At 42.5% G+C, this 25,211-nt stretch carries 20 protein-coding genes; 19 read left to right on the top strand and 1 reads right to left on the bottom strand.

Annotated features, from left to right (window positions below; all coding sequences use genetic code 11):
* The first annotated feature begins 116 nt into the window (after window positions 1-116).
* Window positions 117-998, top strand: a complete 882-nt coding sequence (locus SLH55_RS08810) for a TetR/AcrR family transcriptional regulator (protein WP_320323230.1) — start codon at window positions 117-119, stop codon at window positions 996-998.
* Between the two features lie 140 nt (window positions 999-1,138).
* Window positions 1,139-8,686 (top strand): carboxypeptidase regulatory-like domain-containing protein, encoded by a 7,548-nt coding sequence (locus tag SLH55_RS08805; protein ID WP_320323229.1) that lies wholly within the window; start codon window positions 1,139-1,141, stop codon window positions 8,684-8,686.
* Between the two features lie 206 nt (window positions 8,687-8,892).
* On the opposite strand, the gene SLH55_RS08800 is transcribed toward SLH55_RS08805, so the two are convergent.
* Entirely contained in the window at window positions 8,893-9,666 is a 774-nt protein-coding gene (locus SLH55_RS08800; RefSeq protein WP_320323228.1) for a putative hydro-lyase, read from the bottom strand.
* 125 nt (window positions 9,667-9,791) lie between these two features.
* On the opposite strand from SLH55_RS08800, the gene SLH55_RS08795 reads away from it, so the two are divergent.
* The 17 genes from SLH55_RS08795 to SLH55_RS08715 all read left to right on the top strand — a co-directional run bounded on the left by SLH55_RS08795 (window position 9,792) and on the right by SLH55_RS08715 (window position 25,181).
* Window positions 9,792-11,093: a D-serine ammonia-lyase gene (locus SLH55_RS08795; protein WP_320323227.1), complete on the top strand. Its 1,302-nt coding sequence runs from the start codon at window positions 9,792-9,794 to the stop codon at window positions 11,091-11,093.
* A gap of 93 nt (window positions 11,094-11,186) precedes the next feature.
* A complete protein-coding gene (locus SLH55_RS08790; protein WP_320323226.1) occupies window positions 11,187-12,077 on the top strand; it encodes a cupin domain-containing protein in 891 nt (296 codons plus the stop codon).
* Window positions 12,078-12,295: 218 nt separating this feature from the next.
* Window positions 12,296-12,844 (top strand): signal peptidase I, encoded by a 549-nt coding sequence (gene lepB, locus SLH55_RS08785; RefSeq protein ID WP_320323225.1) that lies wholly within the window; start codon window positions 12,296-12,298, stop codon window positions 12,842-12,844.
* Between the two features lie 35 nt (window positions 12,845-12,879).
* Window positions 12,880-13,497, top strand: a complete 618-nt coding sequence (locus SLH55_RS08780; RefSeq protein WP_320323224.1) for an HAD family hydrolase — start codon at window positions 12,880-12,882, stop codon at window positions 13,495-13,497.
* Between the two features lie 184 nt (window positions 13,498-13,681).
* A complete protein-coding gene (locus SLH55_RS08775; RefSeq protein ID WP_320323223.1) occupies window positions 13,682-14,878 on the top strand; it encodes a HAMP domain-containing sensor histidine kinase in 1,197 nt (398 codons plus the stop codon).
* Between the two features lie 169 nt (window positions 14,879-15,047).
* Window positions 15,048-15,557: a DUF1456 family protein gene (locus SLH55_RS08770; RefSeq protein ID WP_219168667.1), complete on the top strand. Its 510-nt coding sequence runs from the start codon at window positions 15,048-15,050 to the stop codon at window positions 15,555-15,557.
* A gap of 3 nt (window positions 15,558-15,560) precedes the next feature.
* Window positions 15,561-16,268: a SprT family zinc-dependent metalloprotease gene (locus tag SLH55_RS08765; protein ID WP_320323222.1), complete on the top strand. Its 708-nt coding sequence runs from the start codon at window positions 15,561-15,563 to the stop codon at window positions 16,266-16,268.
* A gap of 177 nt (window positions 16,269-16,445) precedes the next feature.
* On the top strand, window positions 16,446-16,838 hold the full coding sequence (locus SLH55_RS08760; protein WP_413787085.1) for a nuclear transport factor 2 family protein: 393 nt from the start codon (window positions 16,446-16,448) through the stop codon (window positions 16,836-16,838).
* A 276-nt stretch (window positions 16,839-17,114) separates the two neighbouring features.
* Window positions 17,115-19,415 carry an RNA polymerase recycling motor HelD gene (gene helD / locus SLH55_RS08755; protein ID WP_320323220.1) on the top strand — a complete coding sequence of 767 codons (2,301 nt, stop codon included), beginning with the start codon at window positions 17,115-17,117 and terminating at the stop codon, window positions 19,413-19,415.
* Window positions 19,416-19,508: 93 nt separating this feature from the next.
* Window positions 19,509-20,114, top strand: coding sequence for a kinase (locus tag SLH55_RS08750; RefSeq protein WP_320323219.1), 606 nt, complete (start codon window positions 19,509-19,511; stop codon window positions 20,112-20,114).
* Between the two features lie 83 nt (window positions 20,115-20,197).
* On the top strand, window positions 20,198-20,899 hold the full coding sequence (locus SLH55_RS08745; RefSeq protein WP_320323218.1) for a DUF421 domain-containing protein: 702 nt from the start codon (window positions 20,198-20,200) through the stop codon (window positions 20,897-20,899).
* Between the two features lie 374 nt (window positions 20,900-21,273).
* A complete protein-coding gene (locus SLH55_RS08740; RefSeq protein ID WP_226673836.1) occupies window positions 21,274-21,570 on the top strand; it encodes a hypothetical protein in 297 nt (98 codons plus the stop codon).
* A gap of 3 nt (window positions 21,571-21,573) precedes the next feature.
* Entirely contained in the window at window positions 21,574-21,957 is a 384-nt protein-coding gene (locus SLH55_RS08735; RefSeq protein WP_320323217.1) for a nucleoside 2-deoxyribosyltransferase, read from the top strand.
* Window positions 21,958-22,017: 60 nt separating this feature from the next.
* Window positions 22,018-23,142 carry a metallophosphoesterase gene (locus tag SLH55_RS08730; RefSeq protein ID WP_320323216.1) on the top strand — a complete coding sequence of 375 codons (1,125 nt, stop codon included), beginning with the start codon at window positions 22,018-22,020 and terminating at the stop codon, window positions 23,140-23,142.
* A gap of 24 nt (window positions 23,143-23,166) precedes the next feature.
* Window positions 23,167-23,703 carry a DinB family protein gene (locus tag SLH55_RS08725; protein ID WP_320323215.1) on the top strand — a complete coding sequence of 179 codons (537 nt, stop codon included), beginning with the start codon at window positions 23,167-23,169 and terminating at the stop codon, window positions 23,701-23,703.
* Window positions 23,704-23,723: 20 nt separating this feature from the next.
* Window positions 23,724-24,614 carry an alpha/beta hydrolase gene (locus SLH55_RS08720; protein ID WP_320323214.1) on the top strand — a complete coding sequence of 297 codons (891 nt, stop codon included), beginning with the start codon at window positions 23,724-23,726 and terminating at the stop codon, window positions 24,612-24,614.
* A 6-nt stretch (window positions 24,615-24,620) separates the two neighbouring features.
* Window positions 24,621-25,181, top strand: a complete 561-nt coding sequence (locus SLH55_RS08715; protein WP_320323213.1) for a GNAT family N-acetyltransferase — start codon at window positions 24,621-24,623, stop codon at window positions 25,179-25,181.
* Window positions 25,182-25,211: the final 30 nt, after the last annotated feature.

The raw sequence follows: 25,211 nt of genomic DNA, 5'->3' as shown, positions 1-25,211 counted from the left end.
ATAGTCATTTTACCTAAAATTTTTATGTAGTCAAGAATGAATGCTCTTCTATTTTTTGCTTTGTATGGTTAAAATGGGAGTGTGGATGTTTTTCTTCGGATATAGAGGTGTAGGAAATGGATAAAAGAAACGCAATACTCGAATCAGCGGTGGACCTTTTTGCTCAACATGGATACAATCAGACGTCCATGCAGCAGATTGCCGATAGTGTAGGTATATCAAAGGGGTCCCTTTACACAATTTTTCAATCAAAAGAAGATCTAATCATATCGATATATGAACATTATCAGCAACTCGTATTTGAGCGGGCATTCGTTGTGGGGCTGGAAGGGAACTTGCCTCCATTTAAACGATTCGCCAAACAATTTCAAGTGCAATTTGAAGGGATATTGGAGTACAAATCCTATATGAAAATGCACATGAGAGGTGAGACTGCCAAGAATAGTGAAAAACTGGCGGCCATGGAGCACAGGATGAGAGGGAGGCTGTTCAGTTGGCTCGAAAGTAATCTGTTGGAAGTGTATGGTGAAGGCATCACGCCTTACAAATGGGACCTGATGTGGATGACTCAATCAATCTATTCTTCTTATATGATGTTGATGATTTCACAGGATGATTCCCTCGAGCCGGAAATCCTCGGTACACATATCGTCAGACAGATTACCCTCCTCGCAAATGATTTTCTAAATGGGCACAGCTCTCCATTATTGGATGATGATCTGATGAAGCCTTTTACTGTCAGTATGGACAAGGAAGGAGCCTTCATTTCCTTTGAGAAAAGGGAGAATGCGTGGAAGGCGTTGTATGACAAAATCAAGGAACTGAGTGCAACTCAAGTTACCTACCTCATGAACATAGCGAACCGGATTTCAGAGCAATGCCGTGAAACCGATCCAGACGAGTTGATCATTAAAGGGCTTTTCAGATTGTTAATGGAAGAAAAGAATATTAAAGTAGAAGCTGAAGAATTAGAAAAGCAGCTCCTTCCCGTTAAATAGGGAAGGGGTTTTTTTATGTTCCACATGAAAGCACTGAAAAAAATTCGTTGGATTACTAGTTTACTAGACATTTGGTAAGTCATATTTCCTTCGCTTTAAATACCATATTAAAGACAATATCATTTAAAGGAGGGTTTCATGTGGCATTTCCCAGTAATGCGCAATATACCCCGGTATTAGTAGGAGGATCACCTTTATTTGACGTTCTAGGAGATGAAAGCCCCGTATCGACGGACATTGTAGGGAATTCAACTTTCCCGGCAGGATTCTTCGCATATGATGGGACGAATATTTATTTTCGATTAAGATTGGATGGGGATCCTAGAAACAATCAATTAACAGGCTTTAGGAATTTTGCATGGGGGGTTTTAATTAACACATCAGGTGTTGCAGGAACGTATGATTGGTTATTCAACGTTGATGGGTTGAATAATCGAGTGAGTTTAATTCAAAATACGGTTAAATTGGTCAATTCCTGGAATGACCCTGCTGAAGGGACGGGAGGGGGAAACCCGAACTTTGCCCAGCCGATTACCAATTTTGACTTTGCCAGGGTAACACCTGCCGATTCCAGCATCGGCGGAGATCAGGATTTTTTCCTGGATTGGTTCCTCCCGGCGAGCACAGTTTTCTCTTTCTTGGGTATCAATGCATCATCAGCCATTCGTGCCATTTACTTTTCGTCTGCAAATGCAAACAATTACAACAAGGATTCATTAAGGACAAGTGAAGGGTTTTCTTTCGCTAACGCCTTTACTGATCCCGTCACTCCAGATCAAGCGGACATCAGGGCGAAACTCGCTACGAACAAAGTGAGGAATTCCGGACCTCAAACCGTTGTCCTGGGTCAGCAGGCAACTTGGACAGGTACAGTAACCGTAACAAATACCGGAAAATCACAAGCTACCTCAGTCTTTCTTGATGACATCATCGGTCCTGATCAAGTCAATTCATTTGTCGTCAACACAACTTCACAAGGTTTAACCTCGTATAATCCAGCCACTAAATTGTTGACATGGAACGTTGGAAACCTGAATCCTGGAAGTGCCGCAACCTTAACCTTCACATTGAATGGTGCATTTACTACCAGTGGTTCACGTAATTTAGACAGAGTACAAGCTACAGGGTTTGATTCTTCCTCTGGTAACGCTATTCAGTCCAACACGTCCGTCGTCACCATCAACGTCCAACAAACCGCCACTATCAATGGAACGATCACTGATCAATCCACCGGGTTGGTCCTTCCGAATACAACGGTATCACTCTTCCAGGGCATGAGCTTAATTGCAACCACCCAATCGAATGCAAGTGGATTTTATACGTTTACGAATGTAGTGCCAGACAACTATACTGTACAGGCTGTCAGAACGAACTATGTGACAGGAACAGCTAATGTAACAGCTGTAGGGGGGACATCCACTACTTCGAATATTGCACTCGTTCCTCAGCCGAGTACCATTTCTGGAAATGTATCAAATGGAGGCGCCATAAACAATGCCACCGTACAACTTCTAAATAACTCCGGTACTGTAGTAGCTACTACAACCACAAATGTTGCCGGAAATTATTCTTTCGTTAATGTTACTCCTGGTCTTTACAATATCACTGTTATTGCATCAGGGTTTCAATCGCAAACCAAATCCGTCATGACAGAGCCGAATCAGGCATCTGTGGTCAATTTCACACTGGTCGCAAATCCCGGTTCGATTTCAGGTACTGTCCGTAATTCCACCAATAATGCGGCCATCCCACTTGCAACTGTTGAATTATTGGATTCGAATGGGGTACCCATTACGAGCACTTCTGCTAATGGAAGCGGGCAATACAGCTTCAATAATTTAGCCCCTGGAAATTATCAGGTGAGGTCATTTGCCACCAACTTTAGTACAACGGCCGTAGCTTCAACCGTCACCGCAGGAAATACAACCATCACAAACATCTTCCTTGAGCCGAACCCAGGTTCTATTCAAGGTACGGTAAGAGACGGTGAAACCATGCTGGTTATTTCAGGTGCTTCTGTTCAAGCTGTAAATAGCCAAAATGTTGTTGTGGCGAGCACGACGACGAATGGAAGTGGTCAATATTCTTTTAGCAGTCTACTGCCGGGATCGTATTCACTTATCTTTACAGCTAATGGCTATGGGAGTCAAACCCTCGGGGGTGTTGTGATGTCCAATGCTATTACAACGGTCGATGCATCGTTAAACAGACTGGCTGGTGCCCTGGCAGGTATCGTTCAGGATCCAAATGCTGTCGCCATTGCCGGAGCAACGGTGACGATTTTCCAGAATAATATTCAAATCGGATCAGTCATCACCGATTCAACTGGGAACTACATGGTGTCAGGACTGCCTCCAGGAAGCTATACAGTTGTGGTCAGTGCGCCAAACTATACAACGGAATCTGTCGCAGCAATGATCGTAAATGGTCAAACAACCACTGTTAACGTAACCCTAAATGAATATCCGGGTACCCTGACCGGGTTTGTAAGGGACACGAATAATGTTCCGATACCTGGGGGAAGTGTAACGGTACAAATCAGTACTGGTACGGGAATCATTGTAGCTACAGCGGTCACGGCACCGGACGGATCCTATACGGTTCCTAATTTAGCTCCGGGAAATTATTCAGTAGTAGCAGCAGCTTCCAATTTTCAAGCTGCCACTCAAGGGGTTACGATTTCATCTAACTCGACATCAATACTGAACTTTAACCTGGCATCAGATCCCGGATCGGTATCTGGAATTATAACAAATGCGCAAACCGGAACGCCGGTCATCGGTGCAAATGTACAGGTGAGAATCTTGGATTCAAGTGGTACTGTGATAGCATCGGTTTTAACAGATGAGAATGGGCAATATGTTGTAAATGGATTAGCCCCTGCAGTCTACACCATTGTGGTTTCAGCACCTGATTTTCAGACGAATGCGGCAACCGTTCAGGTATCGTCCAATCAAACATCAGATGGGAGCATCGCACTTCAGCCTGATCCAGGACAGATTACAGGTACTGTGGTCGACAGTATTGGAAGCAATCCTATTTCAGGTGCGGTTGTCAGTATTGTGAACAGTTCAGGAAACTTAATTACGTCCGTGCTCACAGATATGGATGGAGTCTTCATGGTGGAAGGGCTTGCGCCTGATAATTATACTGTGAACGTGATGGCGAATAATTTTCAAAACGGGATGGTCGGCGCTCTCGTATCTTCCGGTCAAACGACACCTGTATCGGTCGTGTTAAATCCTGATCCAGGCTTTATCACAGGTACGGTCAGTCCCCTGGCTTCAAACACGATCGTCCAATTAAGGGATGTAAATAATGTACTGATTGATTCAGTTGTGACCAACCAGGATGGTACGTTCTCATTTAACAATTTGACACCTGGCACATACACAGTGTTGGCATCAGCCCCGAGCTATTCAACTGCTCAGGCAGGGGTGTCGGTCCTCGCAAACCAGACGTCAACAGTGGATTTGACTCTTGTTCCCAACCCAGGTTCTGTATCCGGGATCGTAACCGATAATCTTGGAAACCCGATTGTGAACGCAATCGTACAGATTTTCGATCAAAATAATATTTTGATTGGTTCCGGATTCACAGATTCATCAGGTCAATATATTGTCGGTAATCTTCCAAGTGGATCTTTCAATGTGGTGGTCAACTCGCCGGGCTTCGGACAGGTCATCACTGGGATAAACCTTGGTGTCGGAGAAGTTTTAACCGGAGTAAATATTTCTTTGATCCCTAATCCTGGCATCATCAATGGACAGATTACAAACATTACGACAGGCGTTGCGATTTCCGGGGCTACGGTAGTCATTATTGACGGCATTTCCCAAATCCCGGTAGCAACCACAACTACTTCAGTATTCGGAAACTATTCGGTCAGTGGCTTGGCACCAGGATCGTATATCGTTTCCGCTTCAAAGATGAATTTCACTACGGAGCAAATCGGCGCCATTGTTCTAAGCGATTCAGCTACACGAGCCGACCTGGAGTTAGGGGAAAACCCGGGAAGCATAACCGGGAATGTGGAAGATACCAACGGAAATCCGATTACGGGGAATGGGATTCAAGTCTCTGTATTCAATGAAAATAATGTACTGGTTGTAAGCTTCTTAGCAAACTCTGATGGAACGTATTCAATTTCTTCCCTTGCACCTGGCACATATTTCATAACCGCAACTGCTCCGAATTACTCATCGTCTACCGTATCTGCCATTGTGCAATCAAATCAAACCACTATTGTTACCAATGTATTAGCTGCAAATCCCGTCACGCTGACGGTGCAAGTCGTCATTGAAAATACCCCAACTCCGATTGAAGGAACCACAGTCACAATTCGGCACTCCAATAACATTGTGATTGCAACCGGAATTACAGATGTGAACGGGTATGTAACATTTTACTCGTTGCCGATAGGGACACTGAATATTACAGCAGATGCCTCATCATTTGGGAGAGATACCAAATCGGTCATCGGGGGACCTGGCGATATCCTGTTTGCCGGATTGAGCCTTGCTCCAAATCCTGGACAAATTCAGGGTTTTATTTCAAATCTTGCAAATGGAGAAGCCATTCCTAACGCAGTCATCCAGCTCTATGATTTTACAAATGTACTTGTCCAAGCTACTCTTTCTAATCAAAATGGGGAATATACTTTTTCTGGAGTAACACATGGAGTATATACTGTCATTGCAAATGCAACTGACTTTGGTCCTGAGACGGCGGGAGCCATTGTCACCTCCAATCAAACGAGCTTCCTGAGCTTCGCATTAAGCCCGAATCCAGGGATCGTCCAAGGGTATGTAAGGGATTCGGTTACCCTGGATCCTATAGTCGGAGCCACGGTGGTAGTTAGGGAACTTTCCGGAACGGGTCCCGTTATCTTCACTACAATCACGGATTCGGATGGATTCTTTCAGACAACCACCCTGTCCCCAAGAGTATATGTGTTAGTAGGAAGCAGTCCAGATTTTGGATCCAACGCTGTGTCAGCAGAAGTAATGAGTGGCGGCGTAACCAATGTAGAGATTCTTCTTACCCCAAATCCAGGCTCTTTAACGGGCACAGTAAGGGATGCACAGACTTTGCAACCATTATCGGACACTTTAGTAAGGGTCATTAATAACCAGGGAACAGTGGTAGCTACTGTTCAAACTACTCTAGATGGAATGTATTTCATCACTGGTTTGACAGAAGGAAGCTATACCGTATCAGCTATCAATACTGGATATCAATCCTTGATTCAACAGGTGAATATACAGCCGAATAACACCACAGTGCTGGACTTTAACCTATTGGCGAATCCAGCCACACTCAGTGGAACGGTCATAGACGCAATCACAGGGTCTCCTCTGACAGGTGTCATCATTGAAGCTTATATCAGTGGAACAGATATTCTGGTAAGGCGAGTCCTCACAGATGAAAATGGAGATTATTTAATTGAGGGCCTTCCTCAAGGTACTTTTGATATAAAGGCTCAACTTCAAGACTATGCAATCAGTGTCAATACAGTGTTCTTATCTCCAGGTGAAAGTGAGGAGCTGAATATCGCACTTATCCCGTTCCCTGCAACGGTCGAGGGTACGGTAAGGGATTCTGCTACACAGGTTCCGATAAGCGGTGCTCTTGTAAAAGTAGTCATACCGAATACAGACATTGTTGTAGGAAGCATCATTACTTCGAGTGATGGTATGTATTCATTAGGAAATTTACCTGTGGGCAGTTACAATGTCGTGATTACTGCAGACGGCTATGCAAGCGAAGTCGTTCCTGTCATACTTGCTCCGAATGAGATAGAAACAGTAAATGTCGATTTGGATCCAAATCCGGCTGGAATTACAGGTTTCGTATTGAATACACAAACGACTACAGGCATCCAGGGAGCGTTAGTCAGAGTATTTAATTCTGACGGAGTGTTTATTATCAGTACTCTTACAGATGACAATGGTTTTTATACAATCTCAGGTTTAACTCAAGGTCAGTACACCGTCATTGCAAGTGCAGATGGTTTCGGAGATCAGATCGCTATTGTCACATTATCTCCTGGTGAAACGGAAAACCTGAATTTCAGCTTATCAAACCAAATCGCAACACTAAGGGGGACAGTACGGGATGAAGTCAATAATCAGCCTATACAATCCGCCCTGGTCCAAGTCTTCAGGATCGGAACATCGATTCCGGTTGCTTCTGTTCTCACAAATGGATCTGGAGAGTATGAGTTTACTGGACTAGACCCAAGGGAATATCGGGTGGTCTTCTCGGCAGATGGATATGCAAGTGAAGTATTCAGGATATTCCTGAACAATGGAGAAACCAGGACGTTAAATGTGGGCCTCGGCCGTCAGCCTGCTGCCATTAGAGGTCGTGTGACCGATTCGAATACAGGAGACCCTATCCAAAGCGCGGGTGTGATTACGGTCATCAGTGGAAGCGGCATTGTCGTTGCCTCTACATTGACAGATCAGGACGGGAATTATATTCTTACAGGTATTGCACCTGGAGATTATAATGTTATCTTCTCTGCGGACGGTTATGTCAGTCAGAACGTCATGATTACCCTAAGCCAGAATGAAACGGCGACACTCAATGTGGCACTGGAACCCAACCCGGCAACGATAAGTGGAAATGTGCGGGATGCGAATACACAAACGGCCATTGTAAATGCCCTCATCCAAGTTTTCACTCCTGATGGAAGACTGTTGGGTACAACACTTACAGATATTAATGGTAACTACTCGATATCAGGGTTGCCCGGAGGAACAGTCGTTGTCATCGTTAGAGCGTCAGGTTACCAAAGTCAATCACAAGTGGTCACACTCATCAGGGGAAATACAACCAACCTCGACTTCCAATTAGAAGACAATCCGGCAAGTGTCAGCGGGACAGTGACAGATATTCGAACGGGGCAACCTATTTCTCAAGTTCTCGTGCAAATCTTCCCAATTGGTTCACAAGTCCCGATCCGTTCCACGTTAACCGATCCGAATGGATTCTATATCTTGACTGGGTTACCACCTGGTACGTACGTTATCAGATTCACATCTTCAGGTTATCCGGTTAAAGAAGTAACCATCGTTATAGAAGAAGGAGAGGCCCTGCAGCTGAATGTCCAACTGGGAAATATCATCCCTCCACCGCCTTCAAATTTAAGGCCAGAATGTATAGCGGTAGAAAAAGTATATGATTGGGTCATTGCCACCCATCATTCAACTCTTGACCTCGGTTTATCTGGGGAATGCAGGGAACTGGTGGATGAATTACTTGCAAGAGGAGAGGGAATAAGCATTCAATGTCAGGTCAAGCCTGTAGATTGCTCTCTCATTTCATATGAAGTAGGGATACCCGGCTATGTCGAGATACGTGGAGAAGCTGTTTTACTTGTATCAATTGGATCTCCGAATAATGAAGACGATTCCTGTGTGATGGAAGTACCCATCTTCTTTGATAAGGAAGTTGCGGTTTGCTTACCTAAAGGCATGGATGGAAGTAATATCCATTGTTCCATCTTTGATGTAAAATGCCGGGAAAAGGCAGGAATACTCACACGGGACAAACTCCAAATCCAATTCATTGCTTGCTTGGAAATTGAAGTACTGTATCCTGTTGTTCTTGAAGTGCTTGGAACATTCTGCGCACCAAGAACCGTGATAGAGCATGTTGAAGAAGAAGACGATATGTGTTAAGAGGAATAAGGTGTTCTCCGAGAGAGGGCACCTTATTTATTTTAGGCAACAGGCGTCGTAACTGGTTATGTGCAATGTCAGGTATGGGTAAATGCTTAGGCGATATGGATGGCAGTCGAAGATTCCCAGCTTGCCCGGTCAAGGTACGAGAAAATGCATAATAGAGAGGGACGGACCTTGCATATGCAAGGTCCGTTCCTCATTTATTAACCCTCATGAAGATAGTCTTCGTTTTTCCAATCTGTAACGAACATACAGCCTGGGGAGTGGGTGATCATAAATGGGATGTTGGCGTGCTTCGCCACTGCCTGAGGGGTTACGCCACAGGCCCAGAACATTGGCGTTTCCCCCTCTTTGATTCCCACGTAGTCTCCAAAATCGGGTTTGGTGATATCCTGGATGCCGATTTTTTCAGGATCACCGATATGGACGGGTCCCCCATGCATTTTAGGGAATAATGAGGTGATCTCTGTTGCTTTCTGCACGAGTGAATCGGGGACGGGTCTCATAGAAACAACCATGGGTCCGTCAAATACCCCCGCTTTTTCTGTCTCGATATTCGTTGTATACATGGCCACATTTTTGTTTTCCTCAATATGGCGAAGGGGGATGCCCCCTCTGATCAGCTGACTTTCAAATGTGAAACTGCAACCGATGAGAAAGCTGACAAAATCATCTCTCCACACTTCTTTAATATTCAAATTCTTTCCGACAAGATCACCATGTTCATAGATGTGATACATAGGGATGTCTGTTCGGATGTCTGAATCCTTGGCATACTTGGATTGAAATTGTCCTGCCTCCATCACTTCGACGACCGGACAGGATTTCTGATTACGCATGGTGAATAGTAAAAAGTCAAAAGCGTATTCTTTCGGAAGGATTACCAGATTTGCTTGTACATAATTTTGACAGAACCCTGAAGTATGGGTTTGATGCTTTCCGGATCGAATGTTTGCTCTAAAATTGGTAGGTAACATAAAATCAGGATCTCCTTTATCTGTTATAATTTTCTGAAGAATATCATCTATTTTATCATATATTCCATACATGAATCTTTGACTTTCTAGCGACCATCAAATTAGTCAAGAAAGGGGCGTCACACATGAATGAACATATACAAAAATTGAATAAGGATTTATTATCAGCACTGCAATCAGGTCGGGAAGTTTTCTGGGGGAATCCTTCCTTGAACTTTCATAGTATGACAAAATCCGGTCATCAGGAGATTGTCGATGCTGAGGAGCGACTTGCCCGTTTTGCACCTTTACTGAAAACGTTATTCCCCGAAACGGTAAACGGGATCATCGAGTCACCGATAAAACGCCTGGTGAACATGCAAAGAATACTCGAGGACTATTACAGATCGCCTGTACAGGGTCAGGTAATCCTGAAATGTGATCATGAGCTTCCTATTGCAGGATCGATCAAAGCAAGGGGCGGCATTTACGAGGTATTAAAGATCGCTGAAACTATCGCCATCGAAAGAGGCTGGATAAACGAATCAGACGATTATTCAATACTTGGATCTGAACGATTTAAAGGGTGCTATTCCCGGTACACCATTACTGTCGGCTCTACAGGGAATCTGGGATTGAGTATCGGTATGATGGGGGCAACGCTTGGTTTTAAAGTAACCGTTCATATGTCCAGGGATGCAAAGCTTTGGAAAAAGGATCTCTTGCGGAAGAAGGGGGTCAAGGTTGTGGAGCATGAAAAAGATTTCTCGCACGCCGTCGCCGAGGGCAGGAGGTTGAGTAAATCAGATCCTAAAGGCTTCTTCATAGATGATGAAAACTCTAAAGATTTATTTATAGGCTATTCAGTCGCTGCTCTAAGACTTAAAGAACAGTTTGAAAGCGAGGGGATAAAAGTAGATGGGGAACATCCATTGATTGTTTACTTGCCATGCGGGGTGGGTGGTGGTCCTGGAGGTGTTACTTATGGATTGAAGCAAGTATATGGTGAACATGTTCATTGTTATTTTGCCGAGCCTGTGCAATCTCCATGCATGCTGCTGGGGCTTGCAACCGGGAAGCATGAAGGGATTTCTGTTCGGGATATTGGTTTAACTAATCGCACGGAAGCAGATGGACTAGCTGTAGCAAGCCCCTCTGCCTTGGCAGGGAGGATGATTGAAAAAATGCTAAACGGTGTTTTCACAACGAGTGATGAGACGCTATTCAAATTACTGGCCCAACTATATGTTTCAGAATCCATTTCATTGGAGCCGTCCGCATTGGCTGGAATGATTGGTCCGGTTCTTCCTAGTGTGCAGGAGCATCTTTCATCGCTTGGAGTCGGGTTATCGCATGCAACTCATTTAGTTTGGGCAACTGGAGGAAATCTTGTTCCCCCTCAGATTATGAAAGAGTATATTGAAACAGGGAATAGCTATCTTGAATGATGACGGTAATTTATATCGTTCATTAGGCATGAGCACACCTATCCTTTCTAAGCATATGATATCTTGGTAAAAAACTGAAGGGATTGATCCAGTGTGTATAATGTACCGAACGGGTATTCTTATCATCCTCATACCTATCCATCATCCATGGCGGGAACAGAAGGAACTCCAGGACAATTGGTGAACAATCTGCTGAGTGGAATCCAAAAAAAGGCTACAACCGTTGATTTTTATCACCGACTAGCAAATATGGCTCCGAGTCAGGAAGAACGATATTACCTAATGCGTATGCTGGAAGATGAGCAAAGGCACTGGTGGGATTTAACGAATGTATACACCTCATTAACAGACTCTCACCCCGTTTATCAAGTTGAGAGTATTCCTTTTCATTCTTATCTTGATGGACTCGAAAGGGCCTATGAAGCAGAGCTTGCAGATTATGAGCAGTTTCGACTCTGCAGCATGCAGGCGCAGCACTCGGTCGTATATGAGGTTCTGGTGAATACTTGCAGGGATGAGTGGGAGCACGCACGAACGTTAAGTGAATTGGGAGCAGCTGAACAAAGTCGTATGATGGCAAAAGATTTCGGACCTTCACCATATGCATTGAATATCGATGAAGCTACTGTGAATAATGACACTTTCCGCACAGCATTATGGACGGGAGAACATTTACAAGTAACGTTGATGAGCATAAATCCAGGAGAAGATATTGGTCTTGAAATCCATCCGAATCTGGATCAATTCCTCCGTCTGGAACAAGGAGAAGGGATTGTCCGAATGGGTGACCGTCAAGATCATTTAACGTATGAGAAAAAAGTGAAACAAGACTTTGCTATCATGATTCCCGCAGGAACCTGGCATAATCTCGTCAATACCGGCGATACCCCTATCAAGTTATACTCCATCTATGCACCACCCCAACATCCACGTGGAACTGTACATGTCACAAAGGCGGATGCGGTAGCCGCGGAAAAGGAATAGAGTAGCCTTTTATCTTATCAAACTTCTTGAAGATGCGAAATCAAAGTATTTCGCATCTTTTCACTTGAATACACTCATCTTTGAATCTGCCCATTCTATTGATATATTTTACAATGTGTAATGTCATATTCTACATCTTTTTTAGATATAACGAAAAATTAGGAATTTTATGCTAAAATAGATCGGTGGGGAGAGTGTTATACGGAAGGGTGACGTACATGGAGACAAATAAAAGAAAAATATGGGGTTGGCTTCAGCCTATGATTATCGGAATACTGCTGGCATTTGTTATTCGTTCCTTTATCATTATCCCGATTGTGGTAGAGGGAGCTTCAATGAATACAACTTTACTTGACCAGGACCGTATGATCGTCAATAAAATGGATGAGCCGGAACGCTTTGATATTGTCGTGTTTCACGCAACCAAAACGGAAGACTATATTAAACGGGTAATTGGCCTGCCAGGAGATAAGGTTGAATATAAGAACGATATACTATACATAAACGGGAAAGCATATGCAGAACCTTACCTGGACAAACAAAAAACATCAGTGGTTGGATCCCTCACCCCTGACTTCACATTAATGGATACGCCGGTAAAGCAGCTCACTGTTCCGGAAGGTGAACTATTCGTCATGGGAGATAACAGAAGATACAGTAAGGACAGCCGTCAGATCGGTTCGATCCCGATTGATGAGGTAGTGGGGACGACAAATATTGTTTATTGGCCTGTTAAGGAAATGAAAATAATAAAGAAACAACATTAAAGACGATGGGTTTCTGAAAGATAGGGGGATTAAGAATGGACAGTATCATCTTTGACCTCGACGGGACTCTTTGGGACCCGATCGAGTCTGTGCTTGAAGCCTGGAATAAGGTAATCTTGAAGAATAGTAGTCGTATAGATGGTATTACTCGGAAGCATCTCGAGGGGACCATGGGTCTTCAAATGAAAGAGATAGGTGAAATCTTATTTCCAGAATTGGATGAGGAAGAACGTGAGCAGTTATTGAAAGATCTTTCCCGTCATGAAATTCCCCATTTAAGTAAACATGGAGGGAATTTATATGAAAATGTCGATAAGGTATTAGGGGGACTATCCAAGAATTATAGGCTATTCATCGTCAGCAATTGTCAGGATGGGTATATCGAGGCTTTCTATGATTACCACGGATTGGATAAGTATTTTATCGATTTTGAAAATCCAGGCAGGACGGGGCTTTCAAAAGGAGAGAACATTCGTCTCATTATGGAACGTAACAACCTGAAAGATCCAGTATATATCGGAGATACAGAAGGGGATCGAAAAGCAGCCAAAGAAGCGGGGATCCCATTTGTATATGCATCCTATGGTTTTGGAACAGCCGTTGCATATGACCATTCGATACAGTCTTTCGATGAGTTGATGAACCTATTTTGAGTAGTGTAAAAGAGTCAAAGAAACGCGGTCGTTTCTTTGACTTTTTTGATTTATTTATTTCAAAAGAATGCAATGCTCCCTCTTGGCAATTGAAAGAGCATTGACTTTCGCAACCATTTGTAAGATAGTTACAATATCCTGACATTGAATGGGAGAATTGTAGATTACTACTAGGAGTTTAGACATGAAAGAATTCCATGAACGGCTGCATAAAAAGTATTATTACCTTATCATTTCGTTTATCATCCTATTAATGACAGCGGGTCTTATGATCGATAATCAGATTGATATGGGATTCGTGATCCATGGTACGATGGTCTTCATCATATCCACCTGCCTTCTATTGTATCCCCTCTATGAGAATGCTTATATAAGATATATGACGGTGATATCCTCCACAGGCTTTTTTTATACGTTGTTTTTTCTTTACCCGGAAACATGGTCGGATTTCGTTCTGCTTTGTTTCATTCCAGCTTTTTCAATTCTGTTTTTTGATAAATGGCTATTTTATTTCTCGTTAGTGCTGAATGTGCTTTTCATCGGAATTACATTCAGTTACATCGTTTGGATGGATAAAGGTGTGCTATACCCTTATATCTATAAAGACCTTACCGGAAACATTGTGAATTTCATTGCGAGTCAGATTCTCCTTTATTTCATTTTTCACTTAACAGATCTCAGGATGCAGAAGCAGCGTGTTTATTATGAACAAGTCCAACAGGCAGAACGCATGAAAACGACGGGGCAACTGGCTGCAGCCGTTGCCCATGAAATCAGGAATCCCCTTACTGTCGTGAAGGGGTTTCTACAATACTATGCAGAAGACGAGACACTCAAAACGAAACAAAATTTCCCTCTGATGATTAACGAGTTAGATACGGCAGAGCATGTTATCTCTCAATTCTTGTCCATATCCAAGCCTGATCGCGAAGGAAGGGTGCAAAATGTCGACGTAGAAGTTGTCCTTAAGGATGTAACAGAGCTACTGAGTATGTACGGGTTGTTAAATGATAACAGTTTACAACTGCATGTAGAAAAGGAATGTCTTGTGTCTGCCAATTCAATTGAATTGAAGCAGCTGTTCATTAATCTCATCAAAAATGCAATCGAAGCATCTCCAGAAACCGGATCTGTATCTATAACGGCTAACCAAGAGAAAGGAAATGCCGTCATCCGAATTTCGGATAATGGGAGGGGCATGTCGGATGAAGAAATACGTAGCCTCGGCACCCCCTTTTATTCATTAAAAAGTAAAGGGACCGGACTAGGTCTTATGATCTGTTACAACATCGTTGAGAAATACAACGGGGAAATAAATTTCCAAAGTGAATCTGGCAAAGGAACAACCGTAACCCTCCTATTCCCACTCATACACGCTTAAAAAAGGTCTGTCCTTTTGAGGGACGGACCTTTGTTTTAAGTAAGGAAGAGACAGTAAGAGAAAATTACAGGGGGATTTTTTTATTTGTGTTTCATACAAGCTTCTTTTTCTGTTCTTTAAATGATAAGCTAATGATTTAGTAAAGGGCAAAATCCCAGGAGGCATAAAAATGAATATTGATAATAATGATATCCTAATTCGATTGCGATACGCTCTCGATATAAAAAATACAGAGATGGTGGAGATTTTCAATCTGGGCGGAGTTGAATTGTCAAAAGAAGAGGTACTGAAGGTCCTCACGAAGTCGATGGAAGATGACGAATTTGATTCAGATGTAGAAAACGATGAGCATATCCCATGTGACGATGAAATGCTCGAGTCTTTTTTAAATGGACTCATTACGTTCAAAAGAGGAAGGCAGGAACCGAAGCCTGGACAGCCGGAAAAACCCGCAATCACTTATGAACATGTAAATAATCTTCTTCTTAAAAAAGTGAAGATAGCACTATCGTTAACAAGTGAGGATATGATTGAAATTTTAGAATACGCTGACGTTCATATTACAAAAGGAGAATTAGGTGCGATTTTCCGAAGGGAAGGCCATAAGAATTATCGTGTGTGTGGAGATCGGTATGCGCGCAATTTCTTAAAGGGATTAGCAATCAAATTTAGGGGTTAAGAGATGAAGCATACACACTCAGGCGAAACGATTCATTTTGAATTAACTTATAAAAACCGGAAATCAATTGGCATACATCTGGACCGTTACGGCAATCTTGAAGTCCTGGCTCCCAAAGGCACAGATGAAGAATCTGTCATTCGTCTTCTGGAGGAAAATTGGGATAACATCCTTTTGAAATCCAATGAAATAAAGGAACGCTTAAATGGACCGCAGTTGAAGACTTATCAACCTGGAGAATCCTTCCTGTATCTCGGCAGGAGTTTTCCCATTGAAGTTCATCAAAATCCAGATATCGAGCATGACCATGTGACATTGAAGGGAAATATTCTTAACGTCCAAGTGAAAGAAGTAGAGGGTGAACAAATTAAGCAGGCGTTAAAGCGTTTTTACTACCAAAGGTGTAAGGCGATCGTTGAGAGTAGCATTTCTAATCATCAACCTTATTTTAATACCAAGCCCCGGGCTGTTCGCATTTCGGACAGCCAGACGACCTGGGGAACTTGTGATGGAAGAAGACAGCTTTCATTTAACTGGAAGCTGGCAATGGCTCCACGGGATGTCATCGATTATGTTGTAGTCCATGAAATGTGCCACATGGTACACCTTAATCATGACCGCTCTTTCTGGCGGCTGGTTGGGAAAATCGTGCCGGATTATAAAGAGAAAGAGCAGTGGCTTGCAAAGTCAAGCTGGAAGATGACGGTGTAGAGATTTATCTTTTATTGGAATTAATTCTTCGCACTGTAGGCGATATGGGGATTTTTTTAAATGCGAGCGAGCTTCTATGAAGCGAAATTGGCATGAGGGGGCAGGTATTTTGCCTGTAAGGGGACTTATGTCTCCTCCGTACTTCATATATAATGAGATTATACTAGTGGAAGGGTGATGGGAATGTCAGAAACTTTAGGAATAACCAAGAAGGAAAAGGCTGTGTCGTTTTTGGAACGGGTTGCTTCGGGAGATATTCGGGAAGCATTCAATGATTATACAGCAAAGGAATTTCACCACCATAATCCCTATTTTCGCGGTGATGCAGAATCGCTCATGCTTGCCATGGAAGAAAATGCAGAGAAAAACCCCGGCAAAATATTTGAGGTGAAACGTTCAATGGAAGAGGGAAATGAAGTGGTGGTTCATTCCCATGTAAGGCAATACCCTGAAGATTTAGGAGCGGTTGTCGTTCACATCTTTCGATTCGAGAATGAAAGAATCGTAGAATTATGGGACGTAGGTCAACCTGTTCCAGAAGATATGATAAATGAGAATGGTATATTTTAAGGGATTTCACATTAGGTTAAATCCCTTAAGATTAAATTACACGCACTGGGCACCGTAAAGGGTTAAAGGATTATGAGATATTAGAAAAACCTGCACCACTTAGAAAAATAGTAGGTGCAGGTTTAATTTGTTATTGATAGTGTCTGGAAATTATGATAAATTTAAACAGAAACGTTTTAACAATAAATAAATATAGTCATATTCCCTCAATGATAATCATACCACACAAGACTGTTACGAGTCAACCCTTAATCTCATAATTGAAGGAGTGCTTTAATGAAACTTGAAATTAGTCGCGAGCAAAAACGAGTGGACGTTGTAATTGAGAGCATCAAGGACCAAATAGAAATGTTGGAAAGAGAAACTGGTAGACGCCAGAATGAAGTGGTGGAGATCCGCAAGCATTTTTGGGATGAAGTAAAGGTTAACACAGATACCTTCGACGATTTTCTAGAAACTGTTCTGGCATTAAGGCAGCAAGCTCAATCGTTGACCGTTTCCGAAAGCACTCACAAACAAGCATTAAAGAAATTATCAGCTCTGCACAGAATGAAAGGGAAGCCATATTTTGGGCGGATCGATTTTACGGAGACAGGGACATCGACTGAAGAGGTTTATATAGGCATTTCAACATTGACAGATGAAAGTGGGGAGGATTTCCTCATTTACGATTGGCGTGCGCCTATTTCGAGTGTTTATTATGACTATCCACCGGGTGCCGCAGAATACATCACCCCTGGAGGTGTCGTTACAGGAGAAGTAGAGAAGAAATGGCAGTATCTTATCAGGGATGGTGCAATTGAGTCCATGTTCGATACAAGTCTCACGATAGGGGATGAAATTTTACAGGAAGTGCTCGGGAAAAGGACAGATAACTATATGCATAGCATTGTCGCTACCATTCAACAGAAGCAGAATCAGATCATCAGGCATGACCGGAGCAGACTCCTCATTGTCCAAGGAGCTGCAGGTAGCGGTAAAACATCGGCTGCGTTACAGAGGATCGCGTATTTGCTTTATAAATACAGGGATACATTGAAAGCCGATCAAATTGTACTGTTCTCCCCAAATTCGATGTTCAATAGTTACGTATCTCATGTCCTCCCGGAGTTGGGAGAGGAGAATATGGAGCAGGTGACTTTCCAGGAATATTTGGATCATAGGTTAAGTAAGGAATTTCACGTGGGAAATCCCTATGAACAATTGGAGTATGTCTTGGCCTGGGAACAAAATAGCCGCCCATATCGTGCGCGAACGGCCGGTATTCAGTTCAAGGCATCGACGGAATTCTTCGAAGCGATACAATCATATAGGAAATCCCTCGAGGATGCAGGAATGAAGTTCAAGGGGATCAAGTTTATGGGAAAGCAAATCGTCACTTCAGAAGAAATGACTGAACGTTTTTATACTAGTGACAGTTCCCTTCGCTTCCATAATAGGCTGGAGAAACTGACCGAATGGCTGATCGGTGAAATCCATCGGAGAGAGAAGCAAGAGAGAATGGAATCATGGGTGGAAGAAGAAATCGAGTTGATGAGCAATGATGAGTACCATAAGGCACGGAAATATTTTCGTAAAAACAATATTCCCGATGACTATGAATTGGAGTATGAAGCTCTTAGAAGATTAATTGTCCGAAAAAGGTTCAAGAAGCTACGGGAACGGGTCAAATCCTTCCATTACGTAGATATAAAAGGGATGTATAAACAACTCTTTGATGAAACTTCAACCATCAGGCCGATATTGAATGGAGAACCACCTGAAAGATGGGAGGATATTTGCCGGTCTACAGTTAGCATGCTAGAAGACGGCATGCTTCATTACGAGGATGCAACTCCATTTTTACTTCTAAAAGAGCTGATTCTAGGCTTCCAGACCAATACATCTATCAAGCATGTACTGATCGACGAAGCACAAGATTATTCGCCTTTTCAATTCGAATTCATAAAGAGGTTGTTCCCCTCGGCCAAATTGACCGTTCTCGGGGATTTCAATCAGGCGATCTTTGCCCATGCGAATGAACATGTTGACTTTGGCAATTTGACAAATCTGTATGGTCGGGATGAAACAGAGCTGATCAACCTGACTAAGAGTTACCGTTCCACTAAGCCCATCGTCGAATTCACCCGACGGCTGATTCCGGGTGGTCAAGACATATCTGCTTTTGAGCGGGAAGGGGAGAAGCCAACCCTCACTATAGTGAATGACCGGACAGAACTTAAAGTGAAAGTGGCTGAAACGATAGAAACATGGCTGGTAAAGGGGTATCATTCCATTGCCGTCATTTGTAAAACCGCTGTAGAAAGTGAACAGGTATTCGATTCTTTAAGTCATGTAGAAAACATTAAACTCATGACAAACGTAACACTGGAATACGAACAAGGCGTTGTTGTCATTCCTGCATATTTGGCCAAAGGAATTGAATTCGACGCCGTCATCATCTACAACGCCTCAGACAGAACATATGGAGACGAAAATCTCCGCAGACTATTCTACACCGCATGCACAAGAGCCATGCACGAACTACAACTATTCAGCATAGGGGAACCAAGCCCCTTCATAGAAAAAGCATTTTGAGGGACGGACCTCTGTTTTCGCCAATGAATCCTAGTCTGGAGGGATTTTGGCCTGAAATATGAGGTCCGTCCCTCCAACGAGGGAGTGGAAAATGTGAAGGATTTATTGAGGGAGATCGGTGGTCTTTTTGGAGAAGGGAGATTTGTTTTAGGGATAGACGGTTTGAGCCGTTCGGGGAAAACAACTTTTGTTGATGAGTTGAGCCGGTATTTGAATAAGGAGAGTCGACAATATTATATTTTTCATCTCGATGATCTTATTGTAGAGCGGAACCGGAGATATGACACTGGCTTTGCGGAGTGGTATGAGTATTTCCATTTACAATGGGATGTTGAATGGCTAAGTGAGCATTTCTTTCGACGATTAAGAGGAAACGAACAGCTCACTCTCCCTATATATCAGAATCATTCGGATGCTCATGAGAACAGGACTATCCAGTTACCAAAGGAAGGGTTGATCATTATCGAAGGGGTCTTCCTTCAACGAAAGGAATGGAAGGGTTTCTTTGATAGAGTTGTCTATCTGGATTGTCCGAGAGCCACAAGGTTTGAACGGGAATCATTTGAAACAAAACAAAATGTACTAAAGTTCGAAAACAGATATTGGAAAGCTGAAGAATATTACGAGAATCGGTACAAACCGGCAGAGACGGCCGATATTGTCATTAATTCCAAAGATGGACGTGTTTATACGCTATAACCGAACGAATAATAACGGTACCACAGAGTATATTAGGTGCGTGAAGAACAATACTAATAAAAAACTCTTAGGGGTCGAACGCTTTGTTCCACAACGTTTTCATAGAAATGATTGTCCGTTCAACTGCGAGTTTTATGGTTCTCCTCCTGCTCGCAAGACTACTCGGAAGAAAACAATTAAGCCAATTGACGTTTTTTAACTATATAACCGGCATTACCATCGGCTCCATCGCAGCAGACATTGCGGGGGAGTCAAAGACTCCTTTCTTTGAAGGTTTGACAAGCCTTATTTGGTGGAGTTTCTTAACTTTCCTATTAGGCTATCTCGGTCTGAAATCTTCAAAAGCCCGGATAGTGATTGACGGACAGCCCGTCATTGTTATAAAGGATGGGAAAATACTTGAAGAGACATTGGGGAAACATCATCTAAATATGGATGACTTAAGTATGCTCTTACGGGAGAAAAATGTATTTTCATTAAGTGAAGTCTCTACTGCCATCTTTGAACCGGACGGAAAATTAACGGTAACACTTAAACCAGGTCACCGACCGTTAACCAAAAGAGACCAAAATGTCTTTACAGGCAATCCTAAATATATACCAACAGAACTAATTGTCGGTGGGAACATACTAGATCAAAATTTGAAGGAAGCGGGGCTTTCTGAAGAATGGCTTCTTCATCAGCTTAATCACTTCCAGATCAATGTAAAAGATGCGTTCTATGTCGAGCTTCAGGAAAATGGTACACTGTACATCGATCGAAGAGCAGATGGGGTTACAGAATAGAGTAGGTGTCAAACCGTATAGGGTTTGGCACCTTTTTATATCGGAAAACCATTGTTTTCTATGAGATGATTTGGAATAATTGGAATATACAGTGATATATCCATTCGTGGATTTGTGAAACGAAAATCCCGGATGGAAAAAGTGAAAGTGAGATCATTTATCATTTTACCTTTTTTCATGGCAATGCCTGGTGTGTATCCGGCTACGGTCGGTCTTTTGGAATTGAGGATAGGCGCCGACAGGAAGAAATATTCGACGTATATGTTCACAGGTATAAAGATGGGCTGGTGATTTCGATTAGATCATTTTATCAATCAATCCTCACCCCAACGTTTGAATATTCACTTAAATGCCAAATTCAGAAAGGTGTCATAATGAAACCCAATCAGAAAATAATTGAAATCATGAATCCAGAACAGCATACTCCCGACACATTTGAAGACATCGCGATACTTGCGGTCAATTGTAAATTCACGAACTGCACCCACAATACCGAGCCAAGTTGTGCCGTGAAAGCAGCCATCAAAGATGGCGATCTTGATTCAGAGAGACTCCTAGCTTATCAGAGGGATAAGAATGAAGCGGCGTATGTAGTCAAACAAAAAAACAAAACAAAGGCAATCGATTACATGAAACAGCGAAAATTGTTTCATAAGCCGGAAAAGGAGTGAAACATGAAGTTTTATTTGGCATCAGGATTTTCAAATGCACCTCTTGTACGGTATGTAAGTGAACAGTTAAAACGGAAAGGGTATATCCATACATATGATTGGACTCAAAATGAAAGAGCAGCGACAGTAGAAGATCTTCAGCACATTGGTCAATGTGAAAAAGATGCCATTATCGAGTCAGATTTAGTCGTTCTCTTACTTCCCGGGGGAAAAGGCAGTCACGTGGAACTCGGCATCGCCCTTGGTCTTCAAAAAAGGGTCATTTTGTATTCTCCAGGGGATGAAATAGACGACTTTGCCACTACGACCACCTTCTACCATTTACCCGAAGTGGAAAAGTGCTCCGGGGATATCAAGGATTTACTAGGATATATTTTGAGTGTTTGATCAGGCAGACCTGATCAGCGCTTTTAAGTTAAAAACCTTACTAGTGAAAGGAGATCCCCATTGAAAAAAATTAAAAAATTACATTTACCCAGTCATGGGCGGATCATCGTGATTTCTGACATCCATGGAGAATTGGACTTGTTTACGGATCTTCTAAAAAAAGTTCATTTCAGTTGTGAGGATACTTTGATCATTAACGGTGATCTTTGTGAAAAGGGAAGGAACAGTAAAGGTGTGCTCCAATTTATTATGGACTTATCAATGAGAAATGAAAATGTCCATGTAACTGAAGGGAACTGTGACACAGTGGTGGAGGACCTTCTTGAAGAGAACCCAAAGTTAATGAATTACATACGCTCCAGAAAACATTCCATTTTAAAGGAATGGCTAGATGAAATCGGATTTGACATAAATGATCGTACCACGGTTAAAGAGGTGAAGGAAATCCTTACTCACCATTTCTCAAAAGAAATCAATTGGCTGATGGAATTGTCGACTGTGATTGATACAGAAGACTATATATTTGTCCATGCAGGTCTTGAGGACAAAGATGATTGGCGGGAAACAGATCGAATTGCAGCCATCACGATGCCTTCTTTCCTTGAGAAATCACCTGGCTCAGGGAAGTATGTGATTGTCGGACACTGGCCTGTAGTCAACTATACCAGTGATATCCCTTCAAATAATCCAATTGTGGATAAAGAAAAGAAAATCATCTCCATCGATGGAGGCAACGCCATAAAATCTTCAGGACAGTTAAATGCATTTATCATACATAGAGCAGAAGGTGGAGACACTTTTTCCCATGTACATACAGATCATTTATCAACCTGTCAAGTTATGAAGGATTTTCATTCGGTGGCTATGAAGGGATCAATATCATATCCACACTATAAATTGATCCCTATACAGTCATCAGAGCACTTTACACTGTGTAAACAAGCGGATTCAGGGGATCAGTTATATGTTAAAAATGAATACCTTCATCAAAGTAAAGATGGGACATTCTGGGCAAAGACTGACCTATCTTGTGCACAGATATCGGTAAAGAAGGGGGAAGTCGTTTCTGTTGTTGACAACACTTGTGCAGGGTACAGCTTAATTAAGAAAAATGGGGAAGAGGGATGGATTCCTAAAGATGTCCTTTCTCAGATGAAAGAACGAACTTTGACCCATGCAGGGTAAATAAATACGACAGATGAGGTGCAGATGTCATTGGAATACAAAATCAAAACGCAAGTAGATTACAGTCCGCAAATCAGTTACCTGGTCTCCCAGATGGACTATGTCAGAAAAACCACATTGGATAGTGTCAAGGGATTAACCCCAGCTGAACTGGATTTTTTACCGTGTGAGGATGGTAACAGTATCGGAGCCTTATTAATGCATATGGCGGCTGTTGAGAGAGGGTTTCAGATTGAACTATTTGAAAGAAGGAGACCCAATCAACACGAAATCGATGAATGGGGTGCAGCCTATGGTCTCGGGGGAAATGGAAGATCAACAATCATAGGTAATCCTTTAGAATTTTACCTGACAAAACTTCATGAGGTAAGGAGCAGAACATTCCAGGAACTCTCAAAACGCGATGATGAATGGCTATTTGAAGACATCTTATGGGAGGGTCATGCATCCAACCATTACTTTATTTGGTTTCATGTGTTTGAAGATGAGATCAATCATAGAGGTCAAATCCGGATGACCAGAAGGCTGCTTACCGCAAGTAACAGCCATAGTCACATGTGATCATGAAAAGGGATCCTGTTATGAACAGTGTGCAAATCATCAATAATCACAAATTGGAAATACTCCAAAAAGGTCATACCGGTCCATTCATCGTCATTCTCACAGGGATGGGCTGCTCATTTGAGGAGTGGTATGAAGTCACAGAAGAGTTAAGGAAGACAACTCAAGTCCTCATGTATCACCGCCCCGGTCTTGGTGATAGTGAACTGGGAGCGGAAATGAGAAATACTTTTGCCACAGTCCAGGACCTGTATGAGCTTCTTAACTTCTTGAAAATAGAAGAGCCTATCTATTTAGTGGGACACTCTTATGGAGGTTTATGTGCACAGCATTTTGTAAAAGTGCATCCTGAAATGGTGGCTGGAATGGTTCTTGTGGATTCTACCTCGGTGAATGTAAGAGAGTTGGATGAACTGGACCTTCCCGTTCTAAATGAAGAGTCTGATGAAAAATGGGTGCTCAGATGCCTCGAATATGCTTCAATGGAGAAGGAGCAATTAACGAATATTATCCAACCTTCCCTTCTGGAAAAACATAAACAATTTCCTGTAGACATTCAAAAAAGGTTAATTTCGTTTCAATGCAACCCCTCACTTTACAAAGCTATGGCGTCCGAAATTCAAAACTGGAAGAAGGATGCTGAAATCATAAAGAAATTGAATGAGCTTACAAACACCCCTCTTGTTGTGATCGGACGGGATAAAGAACATAGCATTCTATCAGACTCAGAGGCGGACATACCTGAATGGGAATTAAGAACATTTGAAGAGAAATGGGAAGAGTTAATCATCCAACAAGGGAGTCTGTCGGAAAACAGCGACGTGATCTTCGCAGAGGGGGCCGGCCATTCCATCTTCCTTGATCGTCCTGATGTCGTGGTCGAGTCTGTTCTTAAATTAATAGGGAAGTGATACAGATTGAATAGCATTGAGATTCATCGACCTCGAATCGAGGATGAAGCTGAATTGAATCACTTTTTTTGTACGGTCATTCAAGACACTTTTGCAAAAGAAGGATTAACTTCACTTCATGAGGACATTAAGAATGAAATAATAACCAAGACATACTATTTGCGCTCTGACTTTGAAAGCGGTGGGGCGAACCGATATTTTCTAATAGCGAAAGAAAATCAAAAGATCGTGGGGACGATAGAATATGGACCGTCCAGTGACCTGATCAATACTGTAACAGACGGTACTTTAAAGGGATTGTTTGAAATAGGGACGGTATTTGTACATCCCGGCTTTCAAAGGCGGGGTATTGGCTCACTCCTTCTAAATGCCATGCTCCTGACGTTCCTGAATAGAGGCATTGAAGAGTTTTGCATGGATAGTGGATATGCGGGGTCTCAAAAGGTATGGTCCCATATATTAGGAACGCCTGATTATTGTTTGAAGGATTACTGGGGGGAAGGTTCAGATCATATGATATGGACAAGGAAAGTAAGGGATGTCCCCATAAGTTTCAGCTTTAGATAATCCTGATGTCAAAACAAGCATAGGAGGCAA

The organism is Rossellomorea sp. YZS02 (assembly GCF_033963925.1).
GTDB lineage: Bacteria > Bacillota > Bacilli > Bacillales > Bacillaceae_B > Rossellomorea.
The sequence above is the reverse complement of the archived record's forward strand: the minus strand, read 5'-3'. Positions and strand labels throughout refer to the sequence as shown.